The organism is Saccharopolyspora indica (assembly GCF_027853965.1).
GTDB classification, from domain to species: domain Bacteria; phylum Actinomycetota; class Actinomycetes; order Mycobacteriales; family Pseudonocardiaceae; genus Saccharopolyspora; species Saccharopolyspora indica.
Genome location: NZ_JAQGLB010000009.1, coordinates 159,761 through 185,182, shown reverse-complemented (window position 1 = coordinate 185,182; position 25,422 = coordinate 159,761). Strand labels below are relative to the sequence as shown.

The window sequence follows — 25,422 nt, the reverse complement described above, 5'->3', positions numbered from 1 at the left end:
GCCGCGCACCGTCCACAACGGACATGGCTCAGCGGTCCACCGCGCGCAGCGGATCTCCTCGTGAGACGTGCCGGGGACCGTTCGGGCCCGGCAGGATCGCGATATCTCCTTCCTGATCGGTGCGCAGCACTTCCGCGCCCGCGCGGGTGAGCACGTCCACCACGAACGGGCTCGGGTGTCCGTAGCTGTTCCCGTCGCCGACGCTGATCAACGCCGTCCTCGGGCGGACCGCGTTCAGGAATCTCGGTGTGGTGTACCGAGATCCGTGGTGCGGGACCTTGAGCACATCGGCTCGCAGGTCCAGCCCGGAGGCCACGAGCCCGCCCTGGGCGGGCAGCTCGATGTCGCCGGTGAGCAGCAATCGCCCGGCCGGTGTGGTGGCCAGCAGCACGATCGATGCGTCGTTGGCGTCCTCCGCCGTTTGCGCCCGGGCCAGCTCCGGGTCCGGGGCGAGCACGTCGAGCACCAGGCCCGGCCAGCTCGCCCGCTGCCCGGCCTGCATCGGCACGACCGGAACCCGGTGCGTCCGGGCGTCTCGCACCACCTCCCGCATCGCCCACGCCGGTTCTCGCAGCGGCCCCACCGCCACCGCGCCGACCGAGAACCTGCCCAGCAGGCCGGTGAGCCCGCTGACGTGATCGGCGTGCAGGTGCGTCAGCACCGCCAGCGGGATCCGGCGCACTCCCAACCGCTCCAGGCACGCCGCGGACCGTTCGAGGTCCGGGCCGGTGTCGACCACCACGGCTTCTTCCGGCCGCCCGGTGGAGAGCACCAGCCCGTCGCCCTGGCCGACGTCGCAGGCGACCATGCTCCAGCCGGGCGCCGGCCAGCCGGACACGGCGCTGCGCACCGGCACCAGCACGAGCACCACCACCAGCACGGCCACCGCGGCCAGGACACGGAACCGCTTGCGCCGCAACACGATCAGGCCGACGACGACCGGGAGCGCCAGCAGCAGCCCACCGGCGGTGCCGGGCAACCACTCGAACGAGCCGCCGGGGACGGCAGCCGCGCAGTCGGCCACCAGCGCCAGCCACTCCAGCTCTGGCGCGGCCAGCCAGCAGAACGCCCCTGCCAGCCACCCGGAGAGCGGCGCGACCACCGTCGCGAGCACTCCGAACACGGTCGCCGGTGCGACGACCGGACCGGCCAGCAGGTTCGCCGGTACCGCGACCAGGCTGACCGTCCCGGACAGCGCCGCGACCAGCGGAGCCGTGACGACGTGCGCGGCCAGCGGAACCGCGATGGCCTCGGCAACGCCGATCGGAACACCGCGGTCCCGCAGCGCGGCCGTCCACGCCGGCGCCAGCACGACCAGCCCGGCCGTGGCCGCAACGGACAGGGCGAACCCGGCGCTCGTGGCCAGCTCCGGCAACAGCAGCAGCAAACCGATCACGCTCGCCGACAGGACGGGCAGCGCCGAGCGCCGCCTGCCCAGCACCAGCGCCAGCAGGGTGACCGCACCCATCGCCGCCGCGCGCAGCACGCTGGGCTCCGGACCGGCCAGGACCACGAAGCCGATCAGCGCCGCACCCGAGCCCAGCACCGACAGCACCGGTCCGGCGCCGATCAGGTGCAGCACCAGGAGCACGGTGCCGCACACGATCGCCAGGTTGGCTCCCGAAACAGCCATGAGATGCGTGAGGCCTGCGGTTTCGAAGTCCTGCGCCACTTCCGGCGGCAGTGCGCTGGTGTCCCCGACGACCAGGCCGGGCAGCAGCCCGGCGGCGGCCGGGCTCAGCTCGTCCGCCGTCGTTCGGCGCAGCCCCTCCCGCAGGTCCGCCGCAGCCCGCTGCCAACCCGGTGGCGCAGCGACGTCGGTGGGCGCCCCGAACACCTGCAGCGCGGCGATCGTGAGCTCACCCGACCGCGGTGGTGCGGCCTTGCCGCGGACCGTCACGCGCTGCCCGGCGATGAGGTCGCGCCACTGCTCGGTCGGCACCAGCAGCACCACTGCGCCACCGCTCCGCACGTGCCTGCCCGCTACCTCGGCCGTCTCCAGCACCGCCCGGACCAGAGCGCGGTCCTGCGCTCGCTGCGCTCCGAATGACGGGCCGCGCAACGGGATCGGCGCACTGGTCAAGGTCACCCGTGCCGTCACCCGCTCGCCGTGGTGGGCGGCCTGGCGCACCGGGTGGTGCTCGGCGTGCTGGCCGCGGACGGCCATGCCTGCTGCGGCGACGCCCGCCAGCAGCACGACCACCAGCGTCGCCCTGGCCCAGGCCCGACTCCGCGAAGCCCGCCACACCAGGGGCACCACCAGCAGCGCGAAGGCCGCCGCCACCACCGCCGCGAGCCACCCGGCCAGCAGACCGACCAGCGTCGCCGCCCAGACCGCGGCCGCGGTCGGCGCGAGCCGGAGGTCGAATCCGGTGCTCACACCCGCACCAACTCCCGCAGCCGGGCGAAGCGGGAACTGCCGATCCCGCCCACCTCCCGCAGCTGCTCCACCGACTCGAACCGGCCGTGCTCGGACCGCCACTGCACGATCCGCTTGGCGGTGACCTCGCCGACGCCTGGCAGTTCATCGAGTTCCTCCTCCGTCGCGGTGTTCAGATCGACCTTCCCGTCACCGGCCTGCCCCGCCTGGGCCTGCGGCGGGACCGGCACGGCGACGTAGAGCTGCTCGCCGTCGGTCAGGCGGCGGGCGAGGTTGAGCCCGGTCAGATCGGTGTCCGGCAGCGCACCGCCGGCGGCGGCGACCGCGTCGGCGACCCGGCTGCCGGGTTCGACCGTGACCAGACCCGGGCGGTCGACCTGGCCGACGACGCTGATCACGAGATCCGGTTCGGCCGCGGTGGTCACCGGCAGCGGCGGTGGCAGGACCGGCGGCGGTGCCGGTTCGGCGGCCGATCGCGATGTCCACGCCATCGCGGCCACCCCGAGCAGCACGACGACGGCCACCAGGGCGATCGCGAGCACACCAGCCCGGCCGGGGTCCACTCTGGACCGCAGCAGGGACTCGGGCAGCCATCGCTCGGCGAGCCTGCGCACGCGGGTGCGCGGCACCGGTTCCGGTGGTCCCACCGAATAATCGGGCCCGGCCCGGTCCGCCGCGTCGTCGCGGGCAGCGGACCGGCGCAGGGTCTGCAACCTGCTTCGCGGATCGAGGACTTCGTCGGGCTCACCAGCTGCGCGGAATGCTTGTACGTCGAACATGGCGACGAAGGTAGAGCAGACGAAAGACGTTGTGCAGCTCAATTTTTCATCAAACTGACCACTGTGGACATGAATTCAGCCCGATGGTGTGGAATCCGCCCACCGAAAGATTTTCAAGCGCCCGAACGCCACCCGTTCGGGAGATGCACGACGCCCACCACCTCGATCACGCAGCTTCGGCTCACCCCCGCGTACACGGCGGCCCTGCCTGCTCGCCACAACAGCGGAGAACTCGCCACTCCGCCCTTCCGCGCCGCCGATGATCACGCACAGACATTGCGATAGGCAGGCCCCGGTGGCACGTGCCGTTCCCAGAACTCAGACGTCAGGAATCCACCTACCTCGTCGCACACCACCCGCTGGAAATCGACCAGGTAGTCCACGTTCCACAACTGCGCGCCCACGTAGGGGTCGGCGGTGGCCAGGGTTCTGCCATCCGGGCTGAACGCCACCGAAACGAGAACGCTGTTGCCGACGGTAGGACCGATCTGACGACCGGTCGCAACATCCCACAACTGCACGCCGCCACCGTTGGTGGCGTCGGCGGTAGCGGCGAGAGTCTCGCCATCCGGGCTGAACGCCACCGAAACAAGACCACCACTTCCGAGGGTGGGGCCGATCCGTTGACCCGTCGCGACATCCCACAACTGCGCACCCCCGAGGAGGAGGCCGGTGGCAAGAGTCTCGCCGTCCGGACTGAACTGCACCGAGTTCACCGTTGCACTGCCGAGAGCAGCGCCGACCGGGCGACCGGTCGCAACATCCCACAGCTGCACACCCATGGCCGAGCCCATGGCAGCGGCGAGGGTCTTGCCATCGGGACTGAGGGCCACCGCGTCCACATCCATCGAGCCCGATTCGCCGAAGGTGGGACCGATCTGGCGACCTGTCGCAACATCCCACAGCCGCACACCTTCGTCGCCGAGACTGGTGGCGAGGGTGTCGCCGTCCTTGCTGAACGCCACCGAACTGACGGTGTTGGGACCGCCGAGGACGGGACCGATCTGCTGGCCGGTAGCGAGGTTCCACAACCGCGCGCCGCCGCCGGTTTCGGAATCAGCGCCGGTGACGAGCGTGTTGCCGTCCGGGCTGAAAGCCACCGAGAGGACGGTGCTGTCGCCGAGTACAGAGCGAACCTGGCTGCCGGTCGCAACATTCCACGACCGGGCACCACCGCGGAACATGCCGGCGGCGAGAGCCGTGCCGTCCCGGTTGAACGCCACCGAGCGGGCATAACTGCTGCCGTCGAGGGTGGGGCCGATCTGCCGGCTGGCGGCGAGGTTCCACAACCGCACACCGCCACCGGTTTCGGAACCAACGCCGGTGACGAGCGTGCTGCCGTCCGGGCTGAAAGCCGCCGAATAGACGGTGGTGGTGTCGTCCAAGGTCGGGCCGATCTGGCGTCCGGTCGCAACATCCCACAGCTGCGCACCTCCCCCGCTGGGGGGAGCGTTGAAGCTCGTCCTGACGGCGGTAGCAGTGGCGGTGACGACGGTTGTGCCATCGGGGCTGAACGCCACCTCTTCAACGTTGCCTGCGCTGCTGAGGGTGGGGCCGATCTGCTGGCCAGTGGCGCGGTCCCACAGCTGCGCGCCATCGCCGGTGGCCGTGACGAGGGTTTCGCCCCCACGGCTGAACGCCACCGACTCGACGGTGGTGTCGCCGAGCTGGGGGCCGATCTGCTGACCGGTCCCGACATCCCACAACCGGGCACCCGCACCTTGGGTGCCGGTCGCGAGGGTCTTGCCGTCCGGGCTGAACACCGCCGAATACACCTGGCTGTCGCTGTCGAAGGTGGGGCCGATCTGCCGACCGGTCCCGACATCCCACAATCGCGCCCCGGAAGAGTTGTTGGCGGCACCGGTGGCAAGAAGCTTGCCGTCCCGGCTGAAGGCCACCGAATACACCTGGCTGTCGCTGTCCAAGACGGGACCGATCTGGTGGCCGGTCGTAACATCCCACAACTGCGCGCCCCGGCCAGCGGAGCCGGTGGCGAGAATCGTCCCGTCCAGGTTGAAGGCCACCGAACCGACGGAGGTGCCCAAGGCGGGACCGACCTGGCGGCCGGTGGCGACATCCCACAGATACGCACTCCCGTCGACGACGGCGGCAATGGTCATTCCGTCCGGGCTGTACGCCACCGAACCGACCTGGCCGGCGAGGTCACTCAGAGCTGGTAGCGAGTACTCGGGATTGGCAGCGGCGACCTTGATGGCGTAGCGGACTTCATCGGACGACGGGTTGATTTCCCACGCCGCGAGGCTCTCCAGCTTCGAGAGCATCGGCTCCGTGGACGGGTTCAGGCTTTCGCTGACCAGCTGCCCGGCCGCGGCGACGTCACGTTCGCTGGCGGCCCTCTGGCCGAGGACGGCGACGACGGAGGCGATCAGCGCGAGCACGGTCAGCACGGACACCGCCGTCAGCTGCCGCCGGCGGCGTCGGCCGCCACGGCGTTCGTGCCGAATGGACGCGTCGAGGAATTCGCGGGCTCCTGGGCTGAGGTCATCGTGTCCCCGCCCGGTCCGGGACTGCTCCCGGGCCGTCTTCAGGCGGGTTCCGCGGTACAGCGCATCGGCGTCGCGGTCTTCGTTGCGCCATGCCGTGGCGGCTTCGTCGAGCTGCTGGCGGACCAGGTTGCCCGCACGGTCCTCGTCGATCCAGTCCCGCAGGCGCGGCCACGCCCGCAGCAGGACTTCGTGGGTGATCTCGACAGTGTTCCGCCCCTGGGTGAGCAGCCGGTCACGGGTGAACACGTCCAGCACGGTCTGCACCGTCTCGGGATCGGTGCCGCCGCTGCGCAGGTCCGCATGGGGTATGCGCCGTCGGGTGTCTTCGGTGCCGTCGCCGATCTTGACCAACCGGAGGAACAACATCCGGGTGGCGCGCTGCTGCGCGGGGTTCAACCCCGCGAAAGCACGTTCGGCGGTGGTGGACACGGCATCCCGGATACCGCCGGTCTGCCGGTAGCCGTCCACGGTCAACGCGGTGCCGTGCCGCGCCAGCCAGGTGGCTCGCAACGCGTGCGCCAGCAGCGGAAGGCGGCCGATCTCATAGCCTTCACCCGCGGTCGCGCCGAGATCGCGCAGCAGCACGTCGACCAGCCCCGCGTCGACTCGCAACCCGGCCCGCTCGGCCGGGTTCAGGATCGCCGCGCGAAGTTCCTCCGGCGACATCGGGCCGAGCACCAGCTGGCCGTCCTGCAGGGCTGCGCGGAGGTCGGGGAAGTCCGTGCAGTGCGTGTAGAAGTCCGAGCGCAGGCCGTACACGGCCACGGCCACCGGTTCTTCGCCGTTCGCACCGTTGCGCGTCAGGTGTGCGATCAGGTCCAGGAAGTCGTGCCGCTGCCGCTGTTCGCCGCACATCGTGAACAGTTCTTCGAGCTGGTCCACGATGACCACCAGGCGCAGTTTCCCGGTGCCGTTCTGCTTCGTCCGGGCTCGAAGCAGCGCACGCACGCTTTCGGCGCACTGTTCCGGGGCTTGCTCGATCTGCTCGGCCACCTCGTCGGGATCAGCGTCCGTCAAGGCCGCAATCTGGCTGGCCAGCGCCGTCACCGGTCGGGCGGTCGGGGTCAGCAGCAGCCCCGGCCAGTGCTGCGAGCCCGGCAGAGCGCCCTGGATCAGCTTGGGAATCAGACCGGCCTGCAGCAGTGAGGACTTCCCGGCACCCGAGGGCGCGACCACGATCAGCGGGCCGCCACCGGCGCGCACCCGGTGGTCCACACGTTCCACGAGTTGTGCGGTCAGCCGGTCCCGCCCGAAGAACCACTCGGCGTCCTCAGCGCGAAACGCCGCCATGTCCGTGGGATAGGGACACGTTTCCGCCGCCGTTGCCGGTTCCGCGCGGCGGACACCGTGCTCGTAGTGCTCGTGGTGCTCGAAGTACTGACTTCCGGCCGCTTGGTAGATCCGGGCCTCACCGGAGGCCGTCGCTTCCTGGTGAACCTGATTCCGGTCGGACTGCATTCCGGTCACCGCTCGGTGATGTGCTGGTCTCGCATCGCCTGGTACACCCTGCCTTGATCGGAGGCCTTCGCGCGCATGACCGCGTTCTCCCGCCGACGGTCGATGTGCTGGGTGCTGCCGTCGCCGATCTGAACTCCTTCGGCGTCCACGTCGAACCGGTGTCGCTCGCTCTGGTCGATGTTCCCGTGGACCGTGCCGGCCTGAACTGCGGAGTTGCTCCCGCCGATGTAGTTGCCGACGTTGAGGCCGGTTCCGGCGACCGGTCCGCTGCTGACCGAGCGCTCGCCGGAAGCGCTGTCCGGCGTGCGGGAGGACTCGCCCAGGGGCACCACGTCCGGTTCGCCGGTGAGCGGGATACCGCTGAGCTGACTCGGGTGGACTCCGGTGACCCGGACCCACGAATGCTCGGTGAACTCCTTGTTCGCGATCAGCAGCGGTGCGAACTGGTTTCGGGCGACCACGCGAAGCGCGCTGCGCTCCGGCATCAAGGCCAGGTCGGGCGTTCCGGACAAGGGTCGACTCCGTTCATGCCGTAGAGATGAGCGGATTTTCGGCGAACACGCGAGGCCGAGTCTCCCTCATCCAAGGGAATCAGGAATGTGACCGCGATCATAAAAGGCCTCGCCGGATCGCTACCCCCGAGGTGATCGAGCGCGACGCTCCGGGTTCGGCGGCAGCGCGGAACGCCCGCGCTCGAAAGATACCGACGAAGGTGGATCAGCCGACGAGCACGGCGCGACCCATCACCACTCAACAGTCTACTGTGGACATGAATTCAGCACGACGGTGTGGAATCCGCCCACCGAAAGATTTTCAAGCTCCCGAACGCCACCCGTTCGGGAGAACCACGACGCCCACCGCACCGGGCCCGATGTGCGCCCCGATCACCGCGCCCACCTCCGACACCACGCAGTCGGCGGCGGCGCCGAGATCGGCGCGGATCCGGCTCGCGAGCTGCTCGGCCCGATCCGGGGCCGCCAGGTGGTGGACCGCGATGGCCGCCGGCCCGGAACCCGCCGCGGACGAGGAGATCTCCAGCAGCCGGGACATCGCCCGCGTGGTGGTCCGCACCTTCTCCAGCGCGTCGATCCGCCCGTCGTGGACGTGCAGCAGCGGCTTGATCGCCAACGCGGTGCCCAGCACCGCGGCGGCGGTGCCGATCCGGCCACCGCGCCGCAGGTACTCCAGCGTCTGCACGGAGAACAGGGTCGTGGTGCGCTCCGCGGTGGCCGTCGCGGTGCGCACCACCTCGTCCAGGTCAGCGCCCGAATTCGCCGCCTCGGCAGCGGCCAGCACCGAGAACCCCAGCCCCATCGCCGCGGACCGCGAGTCGACGACCCGCACCCGGTGCGGGTCGACCTCGCGGGCGGCCAGCCGGGCCGCGTCCCACGTGCCCGACAGCTGCCGGGACAGGTGCACCGCCACCACCCCGTCGGCGCCGCCGTCGAGCGCCGCCCGGAAGGCGCGCGCCAGCTCCTGCGGTGTCGCGCCCGCGGTGGTCACGCGGTGCTTGCGGGCGAAGGCCCGCGCCAGGTCGTCCGGACCGAAGTCCGGCTCACCGACCGCCACCGCCCCGTCCACGCTGACGTGCAGGGGAACGGTCCGCACCGCGTACCGCTCGGCGTATCCCGCCGGCAAGTACGCCGTCGAATCGGTGACGACTGCAATGGGCACCCCGCAACCCTACGACGTCGTGCACGGGGTCCGATCAGCGCTCGCCCAGCGTGCTCAGCCCTCGCTCCGGCTGACGTTCGCGGCCCGCCCAGCCGCGTTGGCCTTGCCGGTTCCGATCAGCAGGAGGACGACCAGGGCGGCCAGGGCAACACCCGGCACCAGCAGCAGGAACGGCGTTCCGGTGCCCGCCACCAGCTGCCCGGTCGCGATGACGGCGGTCACCGCTGCGCCGGCGTAGCCGACCCGCGCTCCGGCCCGCGTCCAGGGCAACGCCGCCAGGTGCCCGGCCAGCCACGCCTCCTCGGAGGACATCGTGACCTTCGTCCTGATGCCGAGCATGCCGTTGCGGTGCAGCTGCCCGCTCGCGACGGACCGCTGGATCGACTGCACGACACCGGACACGAAGAGCAGGCTCAGCGCGAAGACGAGCGAACTTCCCGCAGCCTCCACCGACGACAACCCCCTCCGCTCCGAACCGCGATCACATGAAACCAGGCGGAACGGGCGCTCGTCGAGGATGGTCACCAGTCAGTTCTCGGCAGGAACCCCGGCGTTGTAGGCCATCAAGCGCCAGTGGGTGTCGCTGCGCCGCTTGAGCAGCACCCAGTGGCAGTTGCCGATGCCGCCCAGACCGGGCCACAGCTCCAGCGGGAGCCCGACCAGCTTCGCGGTCAGCGCGGTGATCAGTCCGCCGTGCGCGCACAGCAGCGCGGTGCCCCGGTGCTGGTGGTCGAGCTCCTCGACCACCTCCGCGGCGCGCTCGGCCACCTCGACGCGGGTCTCCCCGCCCGGTGGCGCCCAGGTCGGGCTCGACCGCCAGGTCTCCAGCGCTCCGGGCCAGCCGTGCTCGACCTCAGCTCCGCTGAGGCCCTGCCACTCGCCCAGGTGCGTCTCGCGCAGGCGCTTGTCCAACCGCACCGACGCCCCGCTGACCTCGACGAACGCTTCAGCGGTGGTGCGCGCCCGGTTCAGGTCCGAGCTGACCGCGGTGTCCGGCGCGAAGCGGGCGATCAGCGGCGCCGCGCGGCGGGCCTGCTGCCGACCGGTCTCGGTGAGCGCGCTGTCCAGGTGCCCTTGCAGGCGTCCGGACGCGTTGTAGTCGGTCTCCCCGTGCCGCCACAGCACTAACCGGTCGAGGCTCACGCCTCGTCCTCCGGCGCGTCGGGCGCGTTCTTGTCCTCGAACTCGATCCGCGGGCAGTCCTTCCACAGCTTCTCCAGCTGGTAGAAGGCGCGCTCGTCGGCGTGCTGGACGTGCACCACCAGGTCGACGAAGTCCAGCAGGACCCAGCGCCCCTCGCGCGCGCCCTCCCGGCGCACCGGCTTGGTGCCCGCCTCGCGGACCTTCTCCTCGATCTCGTCGACGATCGCCGAGACGAGTCGTTCGTTGGACGCCGAAGCGATCAGGAAGCAGTCGGTGATGACCAGCTGCTCGGAGACATCCAGCAGGACCACGTCGGTGGCCTTCTTGTCCGCCGCGGCCTGCGCCGCGATCAGAGCCAGTCGGCGAGCGTTCTCGGTGGCTGCCACGTCACTCCTCTCGAGGTGGGCCCGGTGTGCGACCCACACCGGTTAGAGGATAGGCCAGCCCGCAGCGCGCCAGGACGGACCACCTGGCGCGACCACCGGCCGCATCGTCCGTTGTGCCCGGTACTCGCGATCGTCTCCGACCTGCGGTCCCGAGCACCGGCCGCGAACCCGTCCGAACTGAGGCGAACGCCACGGGAGTTCGCCGCGGCCGGAGATCAGTCCTGTTCGGCGGGCAGGATCACGGCCTGCCCAGCGATCACGCCGTCGCCGTCGCACGTCAGCGTCGGCGGGCCGTGGAGCACGTAGCCCTCCTCGAGCAGCGCGCTGATCCGGCGGCAGAACTCGGCGTTGTCAGGGCCGGTGATGAGGCGGTAGCGCAGTCTTTCCACGACGACGAGGGTAAGGCCCGCCACCGACGAACCGGAGTCGTCCGACGTGCCGGGTCACCGCCGCTCGGCGACGAGCCGACTCGTGTAGCCCGCCTCGACCAGGCGGTGGAAGGCCGCGTCGACCTCGGCCGGGACCTCCTGCGGGATGGCGAAACCGCGCTCTGCGTAGGCGGTGATCCGCTGGGTGTCGCCGACGAGCATGGTGATGACGCGGTCGACGTCGCCGATCGACCGGACGTAGTCCTCCAGCGGCAACCGCTGCGCGCTGCAGACGATCTCGATCTCCGGCCAGATCTTCCTGGCCGTGGCGAAGGCGCGGCGCTGCTGGTAGGGCCGCGACACCAGCAGCGCGGAGCCGGCCCGGACACCGGACTCGGCGAGCAGCGCGCGGCTGAACCGGATGTTCTCCGCCGTGTTGGTCGCGCGGGGCTCCACCAGGATCGCCGAGTCCGGCATCCCGCGGTCGAGCGCGTGCTCGCGGTAGTGCACGGCCTCGCCGCGCGGGAACCGCTCGACGGTCGTCGCGGCGTTCGCCCCGGTGAACACCGCCAGCGGGAAGAACCCGGCCCGGTGCAGGTCGACGACGTGGTCGGCCACGCCGAGATCGTGCCCGCCCAGCCCGATCGCCACGTCGCAGGCGCGGAGCTCGTGCGGCATGAAGTGGTAGTCCCACAGCAGCTCCACGTCCGCGCGGAGCTGCGGCGGCACTTCGTCCATCACGACCTCCCGAAAGGCACTGCGGGAACCGGCTTCGAGATGAAGTGGACCACGACGGTCGGGTGATCAGCTGAGGTCGTCCCGCCACGCCGCGCCCCACTCCCACATGCTGCGCACCACCGACTCCAGCGCCCGGCCTTGGCCGGTGAGCACGTAGCGGACCCGGGGAGGCCAGCCGGGAGTGCGGTGGCGCGAGATGACGCCCGCGCTGGTCAGCTGGGTCAACCGCTCCGAGAGGACCTTGTCCGAGAGGGTGGGCAGGGCAGCGGACAGCTCGGAGTACGTGGCCTGACCACGGCGCAGGAACTCGCGGATCACCAGCGGCGTCCACCGGCCGCCCAGCGCGGCGAGGGTGATGTCGACCGGACACCGCGGCCCGTCGCCCGGCGGAACGAGGGCGCTCTCCGGGCAGTCCGCCAACGGGCCGTCCCGATCCGCCGTCCGCACGTGTCCAACCGTTTGGTGAGTCACGAAAGCCCCTCCTAACGTCCGTCCGGAACAGCCCACCCACGAGCCTCCAGGGGACATCGTGCGCATCCACCACCTCAACTGCGGTTCGCTCCGGAAGATTCCGCCGCTCGGCGAAGAGCTCGCGGAAGGCGTTGTGCACCGCGAACTGGCCGCTGTGTGCCACTGCCTGCTCATCGAGACCGACGCGGACGGGCTGGTGCTGGTCGATTCCGGCCTCGGCACCGCCGATCTCCAGCACCCCGACCGGTCGCTGGGGGCGGACTGGGTGGCCTACGCCCGGCCCGCGCTGGATCCCGAGGAGACCGCGCTGCGCCAGGTCGTCCGCCTCGGGTACGCGCCGCAGGACGTGCGGCACATCGTGCTCACCCACCTGCATCGCGACCACACCGGAGGACTGCCGGACTTCCCGCACGCAACTGTGCACCTGCACCCCGACGAATACCGGGCCGTCACGGATTCCGCGGCAGCGCACCACCAGACCAGCCTCGACCGCTTCATGCCCGCCCACCGGGCACACGCCCCGCTGCTCACCCCCGCTTCCGCGGACCAGCCTGCGGAATGGTTCGGCTTCCCCGGTGCGGCGCGCCCGCAGGGGCTCTCGTGCGAGCTGCTGGTGGTGCCGCTGCCCGGGCACTCGGCGGGACACGCGGGCGTCGCCGTCCGAGCCGACGACGGGCGGTGGCTGCTGCACGCGGGCGACGCGTACATGCATCACGGCGAGATCGAGCGCACTCCGCCTCTCGCCCATCCCGTCCTCGACCCGATCCAGCAGGGAGCGCAGACCGAAGCTTCGGCGCGCATCGCCACTCTCGACCGGCTGCGCGCCCTCCACCGCGACCACGCGGACGAGGTCACCGCCTTCAGCGCGCACGATCCGTGGGAGTTCGCCCGCCTCACCGCCTCGGAGACCGGTGCTACGGACCCCACTCCGGGGTGAGTTCGCGGTAGAGGCCGCGCTTGGAGATGTACTGGACGATCCCGTCCGGGACCAGGTACCAGACCGGCAGCCCGGCGCGGACGCGGTCGCGGCAGCCCGTCGAGGAGATCGCCATCGCCGGGATCTCCACCAGGGACACCGCTCCGGCGGGCAGGTGCGCTCCGTTGAGCGAGTAGCCCGGCCGCGTCACACCGATGAAGTGCGCGAGCTGGAACATCTCCTCCACCCGGTGCCAGGACAGGATCTGCTCCAGCGCGTCGGCGCCGGTGATGAAGTACAGATCGGCGTCCGGGTACTCGGCGTGCAGATCGGTGAGGGTGTCCGCGGTGTAGGTCGGGCCCGCGCGGTCGACGTCGACCCGGCTGACCAGGAAGCGCGGGTTGGACGCGGTGGCGATGACCGTCATCAGGTAGCGGTCCTCGGCCGGGCTGACCGCCTCGTGGCTCTTCTGCCACGGCTGGCCGGTCGGCACGAAGATCACCTGTTCCAGGCCGAACTGGGCCTGCACCTCGCTGGCGGCCACCAGGTGACCGTGATGAATGGGATCGAAGGTGCCACCCATGACCCCGATCCGGCGACGAGACATAGCTGCCAAGCCTAGGAAAGGATCCCCGCGGAGCGCTCGGTGGGGCATCGCGAAGTGTTGCGGATCGCACCGCGCGGCCCGGCTCAGCCCCCCGCCGAGCCGGGCCGCACGCCCCTCATCAACCGTGTGGTCCGGGTTGGGACTCCCCTCCCAACCCGGGCCGCACGGCCCCCGCCGACCGCGGAACCCGGCCCAAGCTCCCCCCTGGACCGGGCCCCGCGGCCCTGCGCGACCCTCGGCGGCTGGGGGCCCACCTCGAGTCGCGGGCGCTGCCGTTTCTCAGGCGCGCACGGGTGTGACCGCGCAGCTGAGGGGCTATGACGCGACCTCGAACGTGTCCTGCGTCACTCCTCCGGGGCGATCACCCGGCCCGACCCGACCTCCTTGACCAGGATCGCCTCGACCGGGCACGACTCGGCCGCGTCGACCACCTCGTCGGCCGGCTCCACCTGCGACCGCTTCGCGCTGGCGTACCCCTCGACCAGCTCGAACTGGTCCGGCGCCACTCCGGCGCACATGCCGCTGCCGATGCAGGTGTTCGCGTCGATCTCGATCGACCAGCTCATCTGCCACCTCTTCCAGTACTCGTCCTGACCGTTGATCGGTGCAGCTCGTGCCCCCGCAGAACGACAGCGCGGGCATGAGTTGGATCACTCGCCACCTTGCCACGCCAGCAGCATCTTCTGGGGTCCGCGGACCAGCATTCCGCGCTTCCACTCGACGTCCTCGGCGGACGTCGCGAAGCGCAGGCCCGGCAGCCGCGCCAGCAGCGCGCTCAGGGCGACCTGCAGCTCCATCCGCGCGAGCTGGGCACCGAGGCAGTGGTGCGGGCCGTGGCCGAAACCGATGTGCGAGGCCTCCTGGCGGGTCAGGTCGAGCAGCTCCGGGTCGCTGAACACCGACTCGTCGCGGTTGGCGGCGGCGGTGCTGACCATGACCGGTTCGCCCGCGCGCACCAGCACTCCGCCCAGTTCCACGTCCTCGGTGGCGTACCTGGGGAATCCCGCTCCGGTGCCGAGCGGCACGAAGCGCATCAGCTCCTCGACCGCGCTCGGCACCAGGCCGGGGTTCGCGCGGAGCTCGGCCAGCTGCTCGGGATGCGTGAGCAGCACGTAGAGGAAGTTCGGGATCTGGCTGGCGGTCGTCTCGTGCCCGGCCACCAGGATCCCGGCCGCCAGCCGGACCAGTTCCGCCTCGGACAGCCTGTCCTGCTCGTCGCGGGCCGCGATCAGCGCGCTGAGCAGGTCGTCGGCCGGTTCCGCGCGACGCTCGGCGACCAGCCCGGCCATGTAGTCGAGCATCCGGTCGATGTAGTCGGTGACCTGCTCGGCGGTGAGCTTCGTGGTGGACAGGAACGCGTCCGACCAGACCCGGAAGTCCGCGCGGTCGGCGTAGGGCACGCCGAGCATCTCGCAGATGACGGTGATCGGGAGCGGCAGCGCGAAGTCCTCGACGAGATCGGCCGGGGCACCGCGCTCCAGCATCCCGTCGATCAAGCCGTCGGCGATCTCCTCGACGTGCGTGCGCATCCGCTCCACCCGGCGCGCGGTGAAGGCCTTCGCGGCGAGCTTGCGCAGGCGCGTGTGCTCGGGCGGATCCATGGTCAGCAGTCCGCCGCTGGAGGTGTTGGGCCGCATCCTCGGTTCGTCGCGGTGCAGCACCGCAGCTCTGCTGAACCGCGGATCGCCCAGGACGATCTTGGCGTCCTCGTAGCGGGTCGCCAGCCACGCGGTCTCCCCGTAGGGGAGCTGGATGCGGCTCAGCGGTTCCTGCTTGCGCAGTTCGGCGTAGATGGGATCCAGGTTCAGTTCTTCGGCCTGGCTGAACGGATAGGTCCGCGGACCCGTGGTGGTCATGCACAGCTCCCGGTGGACTCGTTGTAAGCGATTGCTTACATCTTCACCGTACGGAGCCACCTGGTTACCCGCATCCGCCGCTCACCTTTCGTCCGGAAGATCCGTTCGTTCCAGCAGAACGGAAATCCCGTGTGTGACGTAGCGCGCCACCACGTCCGGATCCGCTTGCGCCAGCGGGTTCTTGCCCAGCACCGAGCGCACCATGCCGAGCCCGAACAACCACGCCAGGACGAGATCCGCGCGCAGCTCGGCGTCCTCGGCATCGGTCAGCTCCGCCAGCCCCGCGGTGTACCGGGCGCCCAGCTCCTCGCGCAGCACCTGCGCGGCGCGCTCATCGCTGTAGGAGCGCAGCATCGCGGCGATCGGATGCTCGTCACCGCTGAGCCCGTCGGCGGCCAGCAGGCTGTCGAGCATCCGCCGCGGCAACCCCTCGGGCGGCTGCGCGTCGAGCAACTGCGCGCTCTTGTGGCCGAGCACCGCCGCGAACAGCTCCTGCTTGGAGCCGAAGTACCGGAACAGCAGCGCCTGGTTGACCTCCGCCCGCGCCGCCACGTCGCGCACCGTGGTCGCGTTGAAGCCGCGCTCGGCGAACAGCTCCGACGCGGCTTGCAACAGCGCTTGCTTGGTGGCCGCCGAATCCCGCTTGCGGCGCGGCGGCTGAGTCACCTCAGCTCCCCGGGCAGGAACTCAGGTTCGCCGGGGCGCTGCCCGGCCGCACGTGCCCGTCGCCGAAGGCCAGCCACTTGGTCGAGGTCAGCTCCGGCAGCCCCATCGGGCCCCTGGCGTGCAGCTTCTGCGTCGAGATGCCGATCTCGGCGCCCATCCCGAACTCCCCGCCGTCGGTGAACGCGGTGGAGGCGTTGACCATCACCGCGGCGGCGTCGACCTGCGCGGTGAACTGCCGCGCGGCGCGGACGTCGCTGGTCACGATGGCCTCGGTGTGCCCGGAGCCGTGCTCGCGGATGTGCTCGACCGCGGCGGGCAGCGAATCGACCACGGCCGCGGCGATGTCCAGGGACAGGAACTCGGCGTCCCAGTCCTCGTCGGTCGCGGCCACCACGTTCGAGCCGCCGACGGCGACCACCCGCTCGTCGCCGTGCACCGTGACCCCCGCGCTGCTGAGCTCGGCGAGCGCGCGCGGCAGGAACTCCGGCGCGATGGCCTCGTGCACCAGGAAGGTCTCCGCGGCGTTGCACACGCTGGGGCGCCGCGCCTTGGCGTTGAGCAGGATGCGCAGCGCGGTGTCGATGTCCGCGCTCTCGTCGACGTAGACGTGGCAGTTGCCCACCCCGGTCTCGATCGCCGGAACCGTCGCGTTCTCCACCACCGCCGAGATCAGCCCGGCACCGCCTCGCGGGATCACCACGTCCACCAGGCCGCGCGCGGTGATCAGGTGCTGCACCGAGGCCCGGTCGTGGCACGGCAGCAGCTGCACGGAATCGGCGGGCAGGCCGTGCTCGACGACCACGTCGGTGAGGATCCCCACCAGCGCGGTGTTGGAGTTCTCCGCCGACGACGACCCGCGCAGCAGCACGGCGTTGCCGGCCTTGAGGGTGAGCCCGGCGGCGTCCACCGTGACGTTCGGGCGGCCTTCGTAGACGATCCCGACCACGCCCAGCGGCACCCTGACCTGCTGCAACTGCAAGCCGTTGGCCAGCACGCCGCCGCGCAGCACCTCGCCCACCGGATCCGGCAGCCCGGCGACCGTGCGCAGCCCGTCGGCCATCGCCTCGATGCGCTCGGTGCTCAAGCTCAACCGGTCGATCAAGCCCTCCGCCATGCCGGACTCGCGGCCGCCCGCGACGTCGAGCTCGTTGGCGGCGAGGATCTCCGGCGCGCGCCGCACCAGCGCATCGGCCATCGCGTGCAGCAGCGCGTCCTTGTCGCCCCGGGTGGCCTGCGCGAGTTCGGCGGCGGCCCGCTTCGCCCGCCGCGCCGCGTCGCGGACCTCGTCCCGCAACTGCTCGCCGGACGCCTTACCTGTGGTCGTGGTGGTGGTCACGGGCCCAGACTAGTCCGTTCGCCCACCGGTCCAGCACCCGATTTTCCGCGCGTCCCAGCCCCCGGACGACGCACGTCGGAGGCGTCCGGTAGGAATCGGGGCGTGGACGAACAGGCGCTTCGCGAACTCGCCGACGAACGACTCCGCGCGCTGGCCGGGCCCGAGGCCTCGTTGCGCGAGGACCAGTGGAGCGCGATCCGCGCCCTGGTGCTGGAGCGCCGCCGCGCGCTGGTCGTGCAGCGGACCGGCTGGGGCAAGTCGGCCGTGTACTTCATCGCCACCGCGCTGCTGCGCGAGCTCGGCGAGGGCCCGACCGTCATCGTCTCCCCGCTGCTCGCGCTGATGCGCAACCAGGTCGAGGCCGCCGCTGCGGCCGACGTGCACGCCGCGACGATCAACTCGGCCAACCCCGAGGAGTGGGCCGACATCGAGGAGCGGGTCGCCGCGGGCGAGGTCGACGTGCTGCTGGTCAGCCCGGAGCGGCTGAACAACCCCGACTTCCGGGACACGATCCTGCCCCAGCTCACCCAGGACGCCGGGCTGCTGGTGGTCGACGAAGCGCACTGCATCTCCGACTGGGGCCACGACTTCCGCCCGGACTACCGGCGGCTGCGCACCCTGCTGACCGAACTGCCGGAGGGCGTGCCGGTGCTGGCCACCACGGCCACCGCCAACGACCGCGTCGTGCAGGACGTCGCCGACCAGCTCGGAGTCGGCGGCGAGCACACCGACCCGCAGGAAACGCTGGTGCTGCGCGGCACCCTGGACCGCGAGAGCCTGCGGCTGGGCGTCGTGCGGCTGCCGTCCGCGGAGGCCCGGCTGGGCTGGCTGGCCAGCCACCTCGAGGAGCTGCCGGGCTCCGGCATCATCTACACGCTGACGGTGGCCGCCACCGAGGAGATCTCCGCCTACCTGCGCGACCAGGGCTACGAGGTCGCCTCCTACTCGGGCCGCACCGATCCGGCCGAGCGGCAGCAGGCGGAAGCGGACCTGCTGGCGAACAAGGTCAAGGCGCTGGTGGCGACCTCCGCGCTGGGCATGGGCTTCGACAAGCCCGACCTCGGGTTCGTCGTGCACCTCGGTGCGCCGTCCTCGCCGATCGCCTACTACCAGCAGATCGGTCGCGCCGGTCGCGGCGTGCAGCGCGCCGAGGTCCTGCTGCTTCCCGGACCGGAGGACCGCGACATCTGGAGCTACTTCGCGTCGCTGGCGTTCCCGCCGGAGCCCACCGTGCGCGCGGTGCTCGACGCGTTGGCGCAGCACGGGAAGATGTCGACGGCCGCGCTGGAACCGCACGTGGAGCTGGGCCGCAGCCGGCTGGAGATGGTGCTCAAGGTCCTCGACGTCGACGGCGCGGTGCAGCGGGTCAAGGGCGGCTGGGAGGCCACCGGCGAGCCGTGGAACTACGACGCCGAGCGCTACCGGCGCATCGCGGCCGAGCGCAAGGCCGAGCAGCAGGCGATGCTCGACTACCTCAGCACGTCCACGTGCCGCATGGAGTTCCTGCGCCGCCAGCTCGACGACGCGCAGGCCGCGCCGTGCGGGCGATGCGACAACTGCACCGGCTCCGGCTACTCCGGTGAGGTCGACGACCAGGCGGTGCAGCAGGCGGAGGAGCGGCTGCGCAGGCCCGGTGTCGAGGTGTCGCCGCGCAAGATGTGGCCCAGCGGCATGAGCGCGCTGGACGTTCCGCTGTCCGGCAAGCTGCCCGCCGACGAGCAGGGCGGGACCGGCCGGGCGGTCGGGCGGCTCACCGACATCGGGTGGGGCAACCGGCTCCGCGACCTGCTCGCCACCGGCGCCCCCGACCAGCAGCTGCCGGACGACCTGTTCCAGGCGGCGATCAAGGTGCTGGCCGCGTGGGACTGGAAGCAGCGCCCGGTCGGCGTGGTCGCGCTCGGCTCGCGGACGCGTCCGGTCCTGGTGCGGAGCCTGGCCGAGCGGATCGCGGGCATCGGACGGCTGCCGCTGCTGGGCGAGGTGCTGACCAACCCGAACACCACGCCGCGCAGCGGCACCAACAGCGCGCAGCGCGTCGCTTCGCTGTGGTCGCAGTTCAAGGTGCCGGAGGAGCTCGCCGCGAAGCTGTCCGCGCTGGACGGGCCGGTGCTGCTGATGGACGACTACGCCGACACCGGCTGGACCATCACGGTGGTCAGCCGCCTGCTCCGGCAGGCGGGCGCGCCCGCGGTGCTGCCGTTCACCCTCGCCACCACGAGCTAGCCGGTCCAGTCCGCGACGACGAGGTCCAGGACCGGCATCGGCAGCGGGCCGCTGCCCAGCACCAGGTCGTGGAACGCGCGCAGGTCGAAGGCCGCGCCCAGGGCTGTCCGGGCGCGGTCGCGCAGCCGCTCGATCTCCAGCCTGCCGACCATGTAGGACAGCGCCTGCCCCGGCTGCTCCAGGTAGCGGTCGGTCTCGGACTGGACCTCGACCTCGGGCATCAGCGTGTTCTCGCGCAGGTAGTCCACCGCCCGCTGCCTGCTCCAGCCGAAGGCGTGCAAACCGGTGTCCACCACCAACCGCGCCGCGCGGTTCGAGTCCATGGCGAGCATGCCCAGCCGGGCCACGTCGTCGGTGTACCAACCGGCCTCGTCGGCGAAGCGCTCCGAGTACAGGCCCCAGCCCTCCATGTAGGCGTTGACCCAGGCGAACTGCCGGATCTTCGGCACACCGGTCAGCTCCTGGGCAAGGGTGATCTGGAAGTGGTGCCCGGGCACGGCCTCGTGGAAGGCGGTCGCCTCGGCGAGGAAGCGCGGGCGCTGCTCGGCGAGGTGGGTGTTGGCGTAGTAGGCGCCGGGCCGGGAGCCGTCGACCGGACCGGGCATGTAGTACGCCGCGGAGGTGTTCGGCGCCCGGTCGGCCGGAACCGGTTCCACCTGGCAGCGCTGGGCGGGCAGCCGACCGAACCACTCCGGCGCGCCGCGCTCCGCCCGCTCGATCGCCGTCTTGGCCGCGGCGAGCAGTTCGCGCCCGTCCGACCAGCGCAGGTCGGGATCGGTGCGCATCCGCTGCTGCACCTCCGCGGCCGTGCGCAGCCCGAAGACCCGCGAACCGATCTCCGCGTACTCCTCGGCCAGTCCCGCGAGCAGCTCAGCACCGGTCCGGTGCAGCTCTTCCGGCGTGCGGCCGGTCGTCGTGTGCATCCGGACCAGCGCCGCGTAGGTCGCCTCGCCGTCGGGCAGCCAGCACAGCCCCGCGCGGTCGTCCGGCCGTCCGCGTTCCAGAGCTTCCGCGTGCAAGACCTCGCGGTAGGCGGCGAAGGCCGGGCGGACCTCCGCTGCGAGCAGCTCGTCGCGTTCGGCCGCGGCGTTCAGCGGCACCAGGTGCAGCGGGTCCGCGTCCGGTGCGGCCAGGTGCGCATCGAGGTAGTCGACGGCGGCCCGCACGCGGCCGGCGATCGGCAGCCGCCCGGTGGACAGGCCGTGCCGGAGGCGATCAGCGCCTTGGGCCAGGAACTCCGGTACCGCCGCGAGCCTGGTCAGGAAGTCCTGCTCCTGCTGCGCTCCGCTCGGGCGCGAGCTGGCGAGCAGGTCCAGCAGCTTGCCCAGCGGAGCGGTCTGGCCGTCGTGCACGGTGTGCTCGACGAGCCTGGCGTCGATCCGGGTGATGAGGGACTCGGTCTGCTCCACCAGCACGCCGAGCGTGATCCGGTCCTCCCCGGTCGCCTCGACCCGGTTCGCGGCGTCGAGGATACGGACCGCGCGGTCGCGAATCGATTGTTCGGCCGCTTCGGACAGATCGTTGAGGCGGTCTCCGGTGCCCGGAAATCCGACGAGCAGTTCGTTCAGCGGATCAGCGGCGGCGAGGAGTTCGAGGGCTTCATCGGCGAGTTCGCGCACTGTCGTCACGACAGCAGTCTCCCGTTGCGCGCAACGCCTTTTCACCCGATCGATCCGGAAACCGCACATTCCTTCACACATTCGCCTGCGCGCGGCCGGGTCGGCGGTGCCCCCTCCCCTCGGGGCACCGCGGGTCGTCAGCCGTCGAACCGGCCTGCTCGGATCCCGGCGACGAAGGATCGCCACTGCGCACCGGAAACGGCGAAGTACCCGCCCGCCCGGTGCTTGGAATCGCGAACCGCCGCACCATCACCGCAGCGACCGACCTCCACGCAGTCGGTCTCCTGCGCCGACCTGCTCGACTTACGCCAACCGACCGGCTGTGCCGTAATCACGCAATAGCCTCCATCTCGTTCGCACACTTCGTGATGAACGCGATCGACTCGACGTCGTCCATCGCGAACGAGAGCAGGGTAGTGATCGCTTCGAGGTATTCCTGCGCTAGTCCGGGGTTGTAGAGGAAGGCGGAGGAGCGGTAGTGCTCCAAATGCACGATCGGCTGCGCTTTGGGGAATTCGAACAGCACGAACGGGCCGACGTGACCGGGGTGCCAGGTGGTGCTGCCGCTGGGCAGCACCCGGACGTCGATGCTGGGCCACGACGCCAGTTCCGCCACCTTGTGCAGCTGCTCGGCCATCACCGCGTGCCCGCCGATCGGCTCGCGCAGCGCGTTCTCGCTGATGATCGCCGTCAACCGCGGCGCATCGCGGGCGGCCAGCACCTCCCGGCGGCCGAGGCGCATGAGCACCAGCTTCTCCACCTCGCCGACCGGTTTTCCGTGCATCACCGCCCGCGCGTAGTCGGAGGTCTGCAGCAGGCCGGGGATCAGCCCGGTGGCGACGTTGGTGATGCGGGTCGCGGTGCGCTCGAACTCGATCAGCGCGGTCAGCTCCTGCCGCACGCCCGCCCGGTCCGCGGTGAGCCAGTTCGGCGCGTCGGCGTCGCGCGCCATCTCGACGAGTCGATCACGTTCAGTAGCCGAAACGCCCAATGCCGTCACGAAAGCGGCAACCACTTCCGGCGGAGGCACGGACCGCCCGGTCTCGTACCGCATCAGCTTGACGTGGTTGGTGTCGAGCTCGTGTGCCAGCGCACGCAGGCTCCGACCGACCGCTTCCCTGGCTTCGCGCAGCTCAGCGCCGAGCGCGCGGGCCTTCGGCGTACCGCCAGTGGTACGGGTCATGAAACACAGCGAAACAGAATTCCGCGCCGGTAACTACTACCTGTTCAGGTAATTGGCCCCGCGTTTCAGTACCAGCAGAATGGTACGCGCGACGACGACCGGTCAGGAGCACCGGATGCGGACACCAGCGACCAGCTCCGTCGGCGTCTCGCCACCGAACCCGGCTGCCAGGACGCGCCCCGCTCCCGGTGGTCGTCTCCGGTCGATTTGGAACAGGCGGTGATCGCGCATGCCACACCCGTTTCGCTGGCAACCCGGTGAGGGTCAGCGGCACGCCACGCTGAAACCGCGCCCGAAGGGCGGCTTCCCGGACGACGCGCAGATCGAGGCGTTGTGCGGCTCGCGGATCACTGTGGACAACTCCGACGTGGCGTGGCTGTGGACGACCTGCCCCGAGTGCAACAAGGGCGCGCACGAGCTGGCCGGAACGCCGATAGTCCCCCGTTGAGCACCGCGGGCCGGGCGCAAGTCCTTCCCACTGGCTGAATTCGCACCTTCCGAACGGACGGTCCAGAACGTACTGTGTCGTCACCCGTTCGGGGGCCGGAGTGCGTCGACGCACCTCCAGGACCCGGGCGGGCTGCCACGACACGGAGGATGCGATGTCCCAAGGCACGGCGGCGACCGGCGAATCCCGGCTGCCCTTGCGCACCCTGATCGCTGCGAGCATCGGCAACGCCGTCGAGTGGTACGACTGGACGATCTACACCGCGTTCAGCGTCTACTTCGCGCACGCGTTCTTCCCCGGTGAGCTCGCGCTGATCAACACCCTGGCCACGTTCGCGCTGGCGTTCTTCTTCCGGCCGCTGGGCGGCTGGCTGCTCGGCAGGTTCGCCGACCTGCGCGGCCGCAAGACCGCGATGCTGGTGACCATCTCGCTGATGGCGGGCGGCTCGCTGGTCATCGGGTTGCTGCCGACGTACGAGACGATCGGCTGGGCCGCGGCGATCCTGCTCATCCTGGCCCGGGTCAGCCAGGGCCTCTCGCTGGGCGGCGAGGTCTCCAACGCCTCGGCGTACCTCGCGGAGATCGCGCCGTCCGCCAAGCGCGGCCGGTACTCGGCGTTCTTCTACATCTCCACCGGCACCGCGCTGCTCATCGCCTCGCTGCTGGGCTACCTGCTGACCGCGCTGCTGACCGAGGAGCAGCTCACCGACTTCGGCTGGCGGATCCCGTTCCTGATCGGCGGCGTGCTCGGCCTGCTGGGCATCTGGTTGCGCCGGACGCTGGAGGAGACCGAGCAGTTCGAGGAGAACCAGGAGAAGGCCAAGGCACTCCGGAATCCACTGTGGACAACGCTGACCCACCACCCGAAGGCGGTCGGGCAGCTGGTGGGCTTCAGCATGCTCTCGACGCTGTGCTACTACACGTTCTTCAGCGCGCTGACGCCGTTCGCGGTGAAGAACCGCGACGCCGACGCCACCGACGTGTTCCTGGCGCTGTCGATCGCCACCGCGCTGTTCATCGCGCTGCAGTACCCGATGGGCGCGCTGTCGGACCGCTTCGGCCGCAAGCCGCAGCTGCTGGTCTGGTCGGCGGCCACCGCGATCCTCATCGTTCCGCTGTCGACCCTGGTCCGGCCCGGTTTCGGCAACCTGCTGGTGGTCTTCTGCGTCGGGATCGCGCTCTACACCGCGATGACCTCGATCGCCCCGGCGATCATGTCCGAGCTGTTCCCCACCGAGCTGCGCGGCCTGGGCATCGGCGCCTGGTACAACCTCACCGTCGCGATCTTCGGCGGTACCGCACCCCTGGTCATCCAGGCGCTGGCGCAGTACGAGCTGTCGTCGCTGTTCTTCTGGTACATCGCGGTCGGCGCGGCGATCGCGTTCTTCGTGATCCGCACCCTCCCGGAAACCCGGGGCACCGAACTCCGCTGAGACGAACGAGCGAGGAGCGAAGGGCACCTTTCACCAACTAACTTGGCGAGAGGTGCCCTTCACCTCGTTGCTGAGGGTTCAGCGGAGGGGGACGAGGTCGTCGGCGTGGACCACTTCCCGGCGTTGTTCCGGGGGCAGCTGGTGGCTGGAGCGGCCGATGAGGTCCGGGAGCTCCGCCGCGTCGTAGGCGACCGCTCCCCTGGCCACCACCGCACCTGCGGGATCGACCAGTTCCACCACGTCACCGCCGTCGAAGGCGCCCTCCACCGCGGTGATGCCCGCGGCCAGCAGCGACCGGCGACGCTGGACCACCGCTGCCACGGCACCGTCGTCCAGCCACAGGCGGCCGCTGGCGTCAGCCGCGTGCGCCAGCCAGAAGCGGCGGGCCGACAACCGGCTCCCCGTCGCGGCGAAGGCCGTGCCCACGTCCGCCGGGCCCAGCGCGCGATCGGCCTGCGCGGCCGAGGTCAGCAGGACCGGGATGCCCGAGGAGCAGGCGACCCGGGCCGCGCCCACCTTCGACGCCATGCCGCCGGTGCCGAGCCCGGACGCGCCGGTGCTGCCCGCCTGCACGCCGACCATGTCCGCGTCGCCGTTGACCTCGCGGATCACCGAAGCTCCGCCGTGCCGCGGATCCCCGTCGTACAAGGCGTCCACATCGGACAGCAGGATCAGCGCGTCGGCGCCGACCAGGTGCGAGACGAGCGCGGCGAGCCGGTCGTTGTCGCCGAAGCGGATCTCGGTGGTGGCCACCGTGTCGTTCTCGTTGACCACCGGCACCGCGCCGAGCCCCAGCAACCGGTTCAGCGTGCGCTGGGCGTTGCGGTAGTGGCCGCGGCGCACCACGTCGTCCGCGGTCAGCAGGACCTGGCCGACGATCAGCTGGTAGCGCGAGAACGATTCGGCGTAAGCGTGCGCCAGGGCTTCCTGCCCGACGCTCGCCGCCGCCTGCTGGGTCGCCAGGTCGCGCGGCCTGCGGCTCAACCCCAGCGGGGCGAGACCAGCGGCGATCGCGCCCGAGGACACCATCACCACCTGGCAGCCGGACGCCACCCGCCGGGCCACCGAATCGACCAGCGCGGACAGCCGTGCGGTGTCCAGACCGCCTTCGGTGGTGGTCAGCGACGAAGAGCCGACCTTCACCACGACCCGCTGCGCGGTCGCGACCGCCTGCCGGGTCGCCGAGAGCTCAACGCTCACCGGACTTCCTCCTTCAGGTGAGCGCGAAGGGC

The 25,422-nt window shown here is 71.0% G+C and carries 24 protein-coding genes; 4 read left to right on the top strand and 20 right to left on the bottom strand.

Annotated elements, in window-relative coordinates; all coding sequences use genetic code 11:
* Positions 1-28: 28 nt before the first annotated feature.
* From OU416_RS21005 to OU416_RS20955, 11 genes are all read right to left on the bottom strand, one after another.
* Positions 29-2,380: a DNA internalization-related competence protein ComEC/Rec2 gene (locus OU416_RS21005; protein WP_270928701.1), complete on the bottom strand. Its 2,352-nt coding sequence runs from the start codon at positions 2,378-2,380 to the stop codon at positions 29-31.
* Positions 2,377-3,159, bottom strand: a complete 783-nt coding sequence (locus OU416_RS21000; RefSeq protein WP_270928700.1) for a ComEA family DNA-binding protein — start codon at positions 3,157-3,159, stop codon at positions 2,377-2,379. The genes OU416_RS21005 and OU416_RS21000 overlap by 4 nt, the downstream gene beginning before the upstream one ends.
* A gap of 263 nt (positions 3,160-3,422) precedes the next feature.
* A complete protein-coding gene (locus OU416_RS20995) occupies positions 3,423-7,124 on the bottom strand; it encodes an NACHT and WD repeat domain-containing protein (RefSeq protein WP_270928836.1) in 3,702 nt (1,233 codons plus the stop codon).
* A 5-nt stretch (positions 7,125-7,129) separates the two neighbouring features.
* Positions 7,130-7,636 carry a hypothetical protein gene (locus tag OU416_RS20990; protein WP_270928699.1) on the bottom strand — a complete coding sequence of 169 codons (507 nt, stop codon included), beginning with the start codon at positions 7,634-7,636 and terminating at the stop codon, positions 7,130-7,132.
* A 301-nt stretch (positions 7,637-7,937) separates the two neighbouring features.
* Positions 7,938-8,798 carry a DegV family protein gene (locus OU416_RS20985; RefSeq protein WP_270928698.1) on the bottom strand — a complete coding sequence of 287 codons (861 nt, stop codon included), beginning with the start codon at positions 8,796-8,798 and terminating at the stop codon, positions 7,938-7,940.
* A gap of 54 nt (positions 8,799-8,852) precedes the next feature.
* A complete protein-coding gene (locus OU416_RS20980; protein ID WP_270928697.1) occupies positions 8,853-9,248 on the bottom strand; it encodes an SdpI family protein in 396 nt (131 codons plus the stop codon).
* A gap of 78 nt (positions 9,249-9,326) precedes the next feature.
* Positions 9,327-9,941, bottom strand: a complete 615-nt coding sequence (locus OU416_RS20975; protein ID WP_270928696.1) for a histidine phosphatase family protein — start codon at positions 9,939-9,941, stop codon at positions 9,327-9,329.
* Complete coding sequence (rsfS, locus tag OU416_RS20970) at positions 9,938-10,327, bottom strand: ribosome silencing factor (RefSeq protein WP_270928695.1); 390 nt, start codon at positions 10,325-10,327, stop codon at positions 9,938-9,940. The genes OU416_RS20975 and rsfS overlap by 4 nt, the downstream gene beginning before the upstream one ends.
* 215 nt (positions 10,328-10,542) lie before the next feature.
* Positions 10,543-10,716: a DUF1737 domain-containing protein gene (locus OU416_RS20965; protein ID WP_270928694.1), complete on the bottom strand. Its 174-nt coding sequence runs from the start codon at positions 10,714-10,716 to the stop codon at positions 10,543-10,545.
* A gap of 54 nt (positions 10,717-10,770) precedes the next feature.
* Positions 10,771-11,433: a YdcF family protein gene (locus OU416_RS20960; protein ID WP_270928693.1), complete on the bottom strand. Its 663-nt coding sequence runs from the start codon at positions 11,431-11,433 to the stop codon at positions 10,771-10,773.
* A 66-nt stretch (positions 11,434-11,499) separates the two neighbouring features.
* Positions 11,500-11,880, bottom strand: coding sequence for a winged helix-turn-helix transcriptional regulator (locus OU416_RS20955; RefSeq protein WP_270928692.1), 381 nt, complete (start codon positions 11,878-11,880; stop codon positions 11,500-11,502).
* 82 nt (positions 11,881-11,962) lie between these two features.
* Here OU416_RS20955 and OU416_RS20950 point away from each other — a divergent pair, with 82 nt between their 5' ends.
* A complete protein-coding gene (locus tag OU416_RS20950) occupies positions 11,963-12,841 on the top strand; it encodes an MBL fold metallo-hydrolase (RefSeq protein ID WP_270928691.1) in 879 nt (292 codons plus the stop codon).
* On the opposite strand, the gene nadD is transcribed toward OU416_RS20950, so the two are convergent.
* The 5 genes from nadD to OU416_RS20925 form a co-directional block, all read right to left on the bottom strand.
* Entirely contained in the window at positions 12,819-13,427 is a 609-nt protein-coding gene (gene nadD / locus OU416_RS20945) for a nicotinate-nucleotide adenylyltransferase (RefSeq protein WP_270928690.1), read from the bottom strand. The two genes, OU416_RS20950 and nadD, sit on opposite strands and share 23 nt — an antisense overlap.
* A gap of 344 nt (positions 13,428-13,771) precedes the next feature.
* Positions 13,772-13,993: a ferredoxin gene (locus tag OU416_RS20940; protein ID WP_270928689.1), complete on the bottom strand. Its 222-nt coding sequence runs from the start codon at positions 13,991-13,993 to the stop codon at positions 13,772-13,774.
* 84 nt (positions 13,994-14,077) lie between these two features.
* Positions 14,078-15,283, bottom strand: a complete 1,206-nt coding sequence (locus OU416_RS20935) for a cytochrome P450 (protein ID WP_270928688.1) — start codon at positions 15,281-15,283, stop codon at positions 14,078-14,080.
* An 81-nt stretch (positions 15,284-15,364) separates the two neighbouring features.
* Positions 15,365-15,949: a TetR/AcrR family transcriptional regulator gene (locus tag OU416_RS20930; RefSeq protein ID WP_270928687.1), complete on the bottom strand. Its 585-nt coding sequence runs from the start codon at positions 15,947-15,949 to the stop codon at positions 15,365-15,367.
* Between the two features lies 1 nt (position 15,950).
* On the bottom strand, positions 15,951-17,285 hold the full coding sequence (locus OU416_RS20925; protein WP_270928686.1) for a glutamate-5-semialdehyde dehydrogenase: 1,335 nt from the start codon (positions 17,283-17,285) through the stop codon (positions 15,951-15,953).
* Positions 17,286-17,387: 102 nt separating this feature from the next.
* Between OU416_RS20925 and OU416_RS20920 the strand changes: the two genes are divergently transcribed.
* On the top strand, positions 17,388-19,508 hold the full coding sequence (locus OU416_RS20920) for a RecQ family ATP-dependent DNA helicase (RefSeq protein WP_270928685.1): 2,121 nt from the start codon (positions 17,388-17,390) through the stop codon (positions 19,506-19,508).
* Here OU416_RS20920 and OU416_RS20915 read toward each other — a convergent pair.
* From OU416_RS20915 to OU416_RS20905, 3 genes are all read right to left on the bottom strand, one after another.
* Positions 19,505-21,136: a DUF885 domain-containing protein gene (locus tag OU416_RS20915; protein ID WP_270928684.1), complete on the bottom strand. Its 1,632-nt coding sequence runs from the start codon at positions 21,134-21,136 to the stop codon at positions 19,505-19,507. The two genes, OU416_RS20920 and OU416_RS20915, sit on opposite strands and share 4 nt — an antisense overlap.
* 128 nt (positions 21,137-21,264) lie before the next feature.
* Entirely contained in the window at positions 21,265-21,462 is a 198-nt protein-coding gene (locus OU416_RS20910; protein WP_372907232.1) for a DUF397 domain-containing protein, read from the bottom strand.
* Positions 21,459-22,310, bottom strand: a complete 852-nt coding sequence (locus OU416_RS20905) for a helix-turn-helix domain-containing protein (RefSeq protein WP_270928683.1) — start codon at positions 22,308-22,310, stop codon at positions 21,459-21,461. Before OU416_RS20905 ends, OU416_RS20910 begins: the two co-directional genes overlap by 4 nt.
* Positions 22,311-22,539: 229 nt before the next feature.
* Here OU416_RS20905 and OU416_RS20900 point away from each other — a divergent pair, with 229 nt between their 5' ends.
* Together OU416_RS20900 and OU416_RS20895 are read left to right on the top strand one after the other, a co-directional pair.
* A complete protein-coding gene (locus OU416_RS20900; RefSeq protein ID WP_270928682.1) occupies positions 22,540-22,758 on the top strand; it encodes a zinc finger protein in 219 nt (72 codons plus the stop codon).
* Between the two features lie 154 nt (positions 22,759-22,912).
* A complete protein-coding gene (locus tag OU416_RS20895) occupies positions 22,913-24,190 on the top strand; it encodes an MFS transporter (protein WP_270928681.1) in 1,278 nt (425 codons plus the stop codon).
* Positions 24,191-24,268: 78 nt separating this feature from the next.
* Here OU416_RS20895 and proB read toward each other — a convergent pair whose 3' ends face one another.
* A complete protein-coding gene (gene proB / locus OU416_RS20890; protein WP_270928680.1) occupies positions 24,269-25,390 on the bottom strand; it encodes a glutamate 5-kinase in 1,122 nt (373 codons plus the stop codon).
* Positions 25,391-25,422 lie beyond the last annotated feature (32 nt).

Bases quoted from the DNA above. Each gene is read 5' to 3' on its own strand.
- OU416_RS21000 (WP_270928700.1), bottom strand. From the start codon at position 3,159: ATGTTCGACGTACAAGCATTCCGCGCAGCTGGTGAGCCCGACGAAGTC.
- OU416_RS20995 (WP_270928836.1), bottom strand. From the start codon at position 7,124: ATGCAGTCCGACCGGAATCAGGTTCACCAGGAAGCGACGGCCTCCGGT.
- OU416_RS20960 (WP_270928693.1), bottom strand. From the start codon at position 11,433: ATGGACGAAGTGCCGCCGCAGCTCCGCGCGGACGTGGAGCTGCTGTGG.
- nadD (WP_270928690.1), bottom strand. From the start codon at position 13,427: ATGTCTCGTCGCCGGATCGGGGTCATGGGTGGCACCTTCGATCCCATT.
- OU416_RS20940 (WP_270928689.1), bottom strand. From the start codon at position 13,993: ATGAGCTGGTCGATCGAGATCGACGCGAACACCTGCATCGGCAGCGGC.
- OU416_RS20935 (WP_270928688.1), bottom strand. From the start codon at position 15,283: ATGACCACCACGGGTCCGCGGACCTATCCGTTCAGCCAGGCCGAAGAA.
- OU416_RS20905 (WP_270928683.1), bottom strand. From the start codon at position 22,310: ATGACCCGTACCACTGGCGGTACGCCGAAGGCCCGCGCGCTCGGCGCT.
- OU416_RS20900 (WP_270928682.1), top strand. From the start codon at position 22,540: ATGCCACACCCGTTTCGCTGGCAACCCGGTGAGGGTCAGCGGCACGCC.
- OU416_RS20895 (WP_270928681.1), top strand. From the start codon at position 22,913: ATGTCCCAAGGCACGGCGGCGACCGGCGAATCCCGGCTGCCCTTGCGC.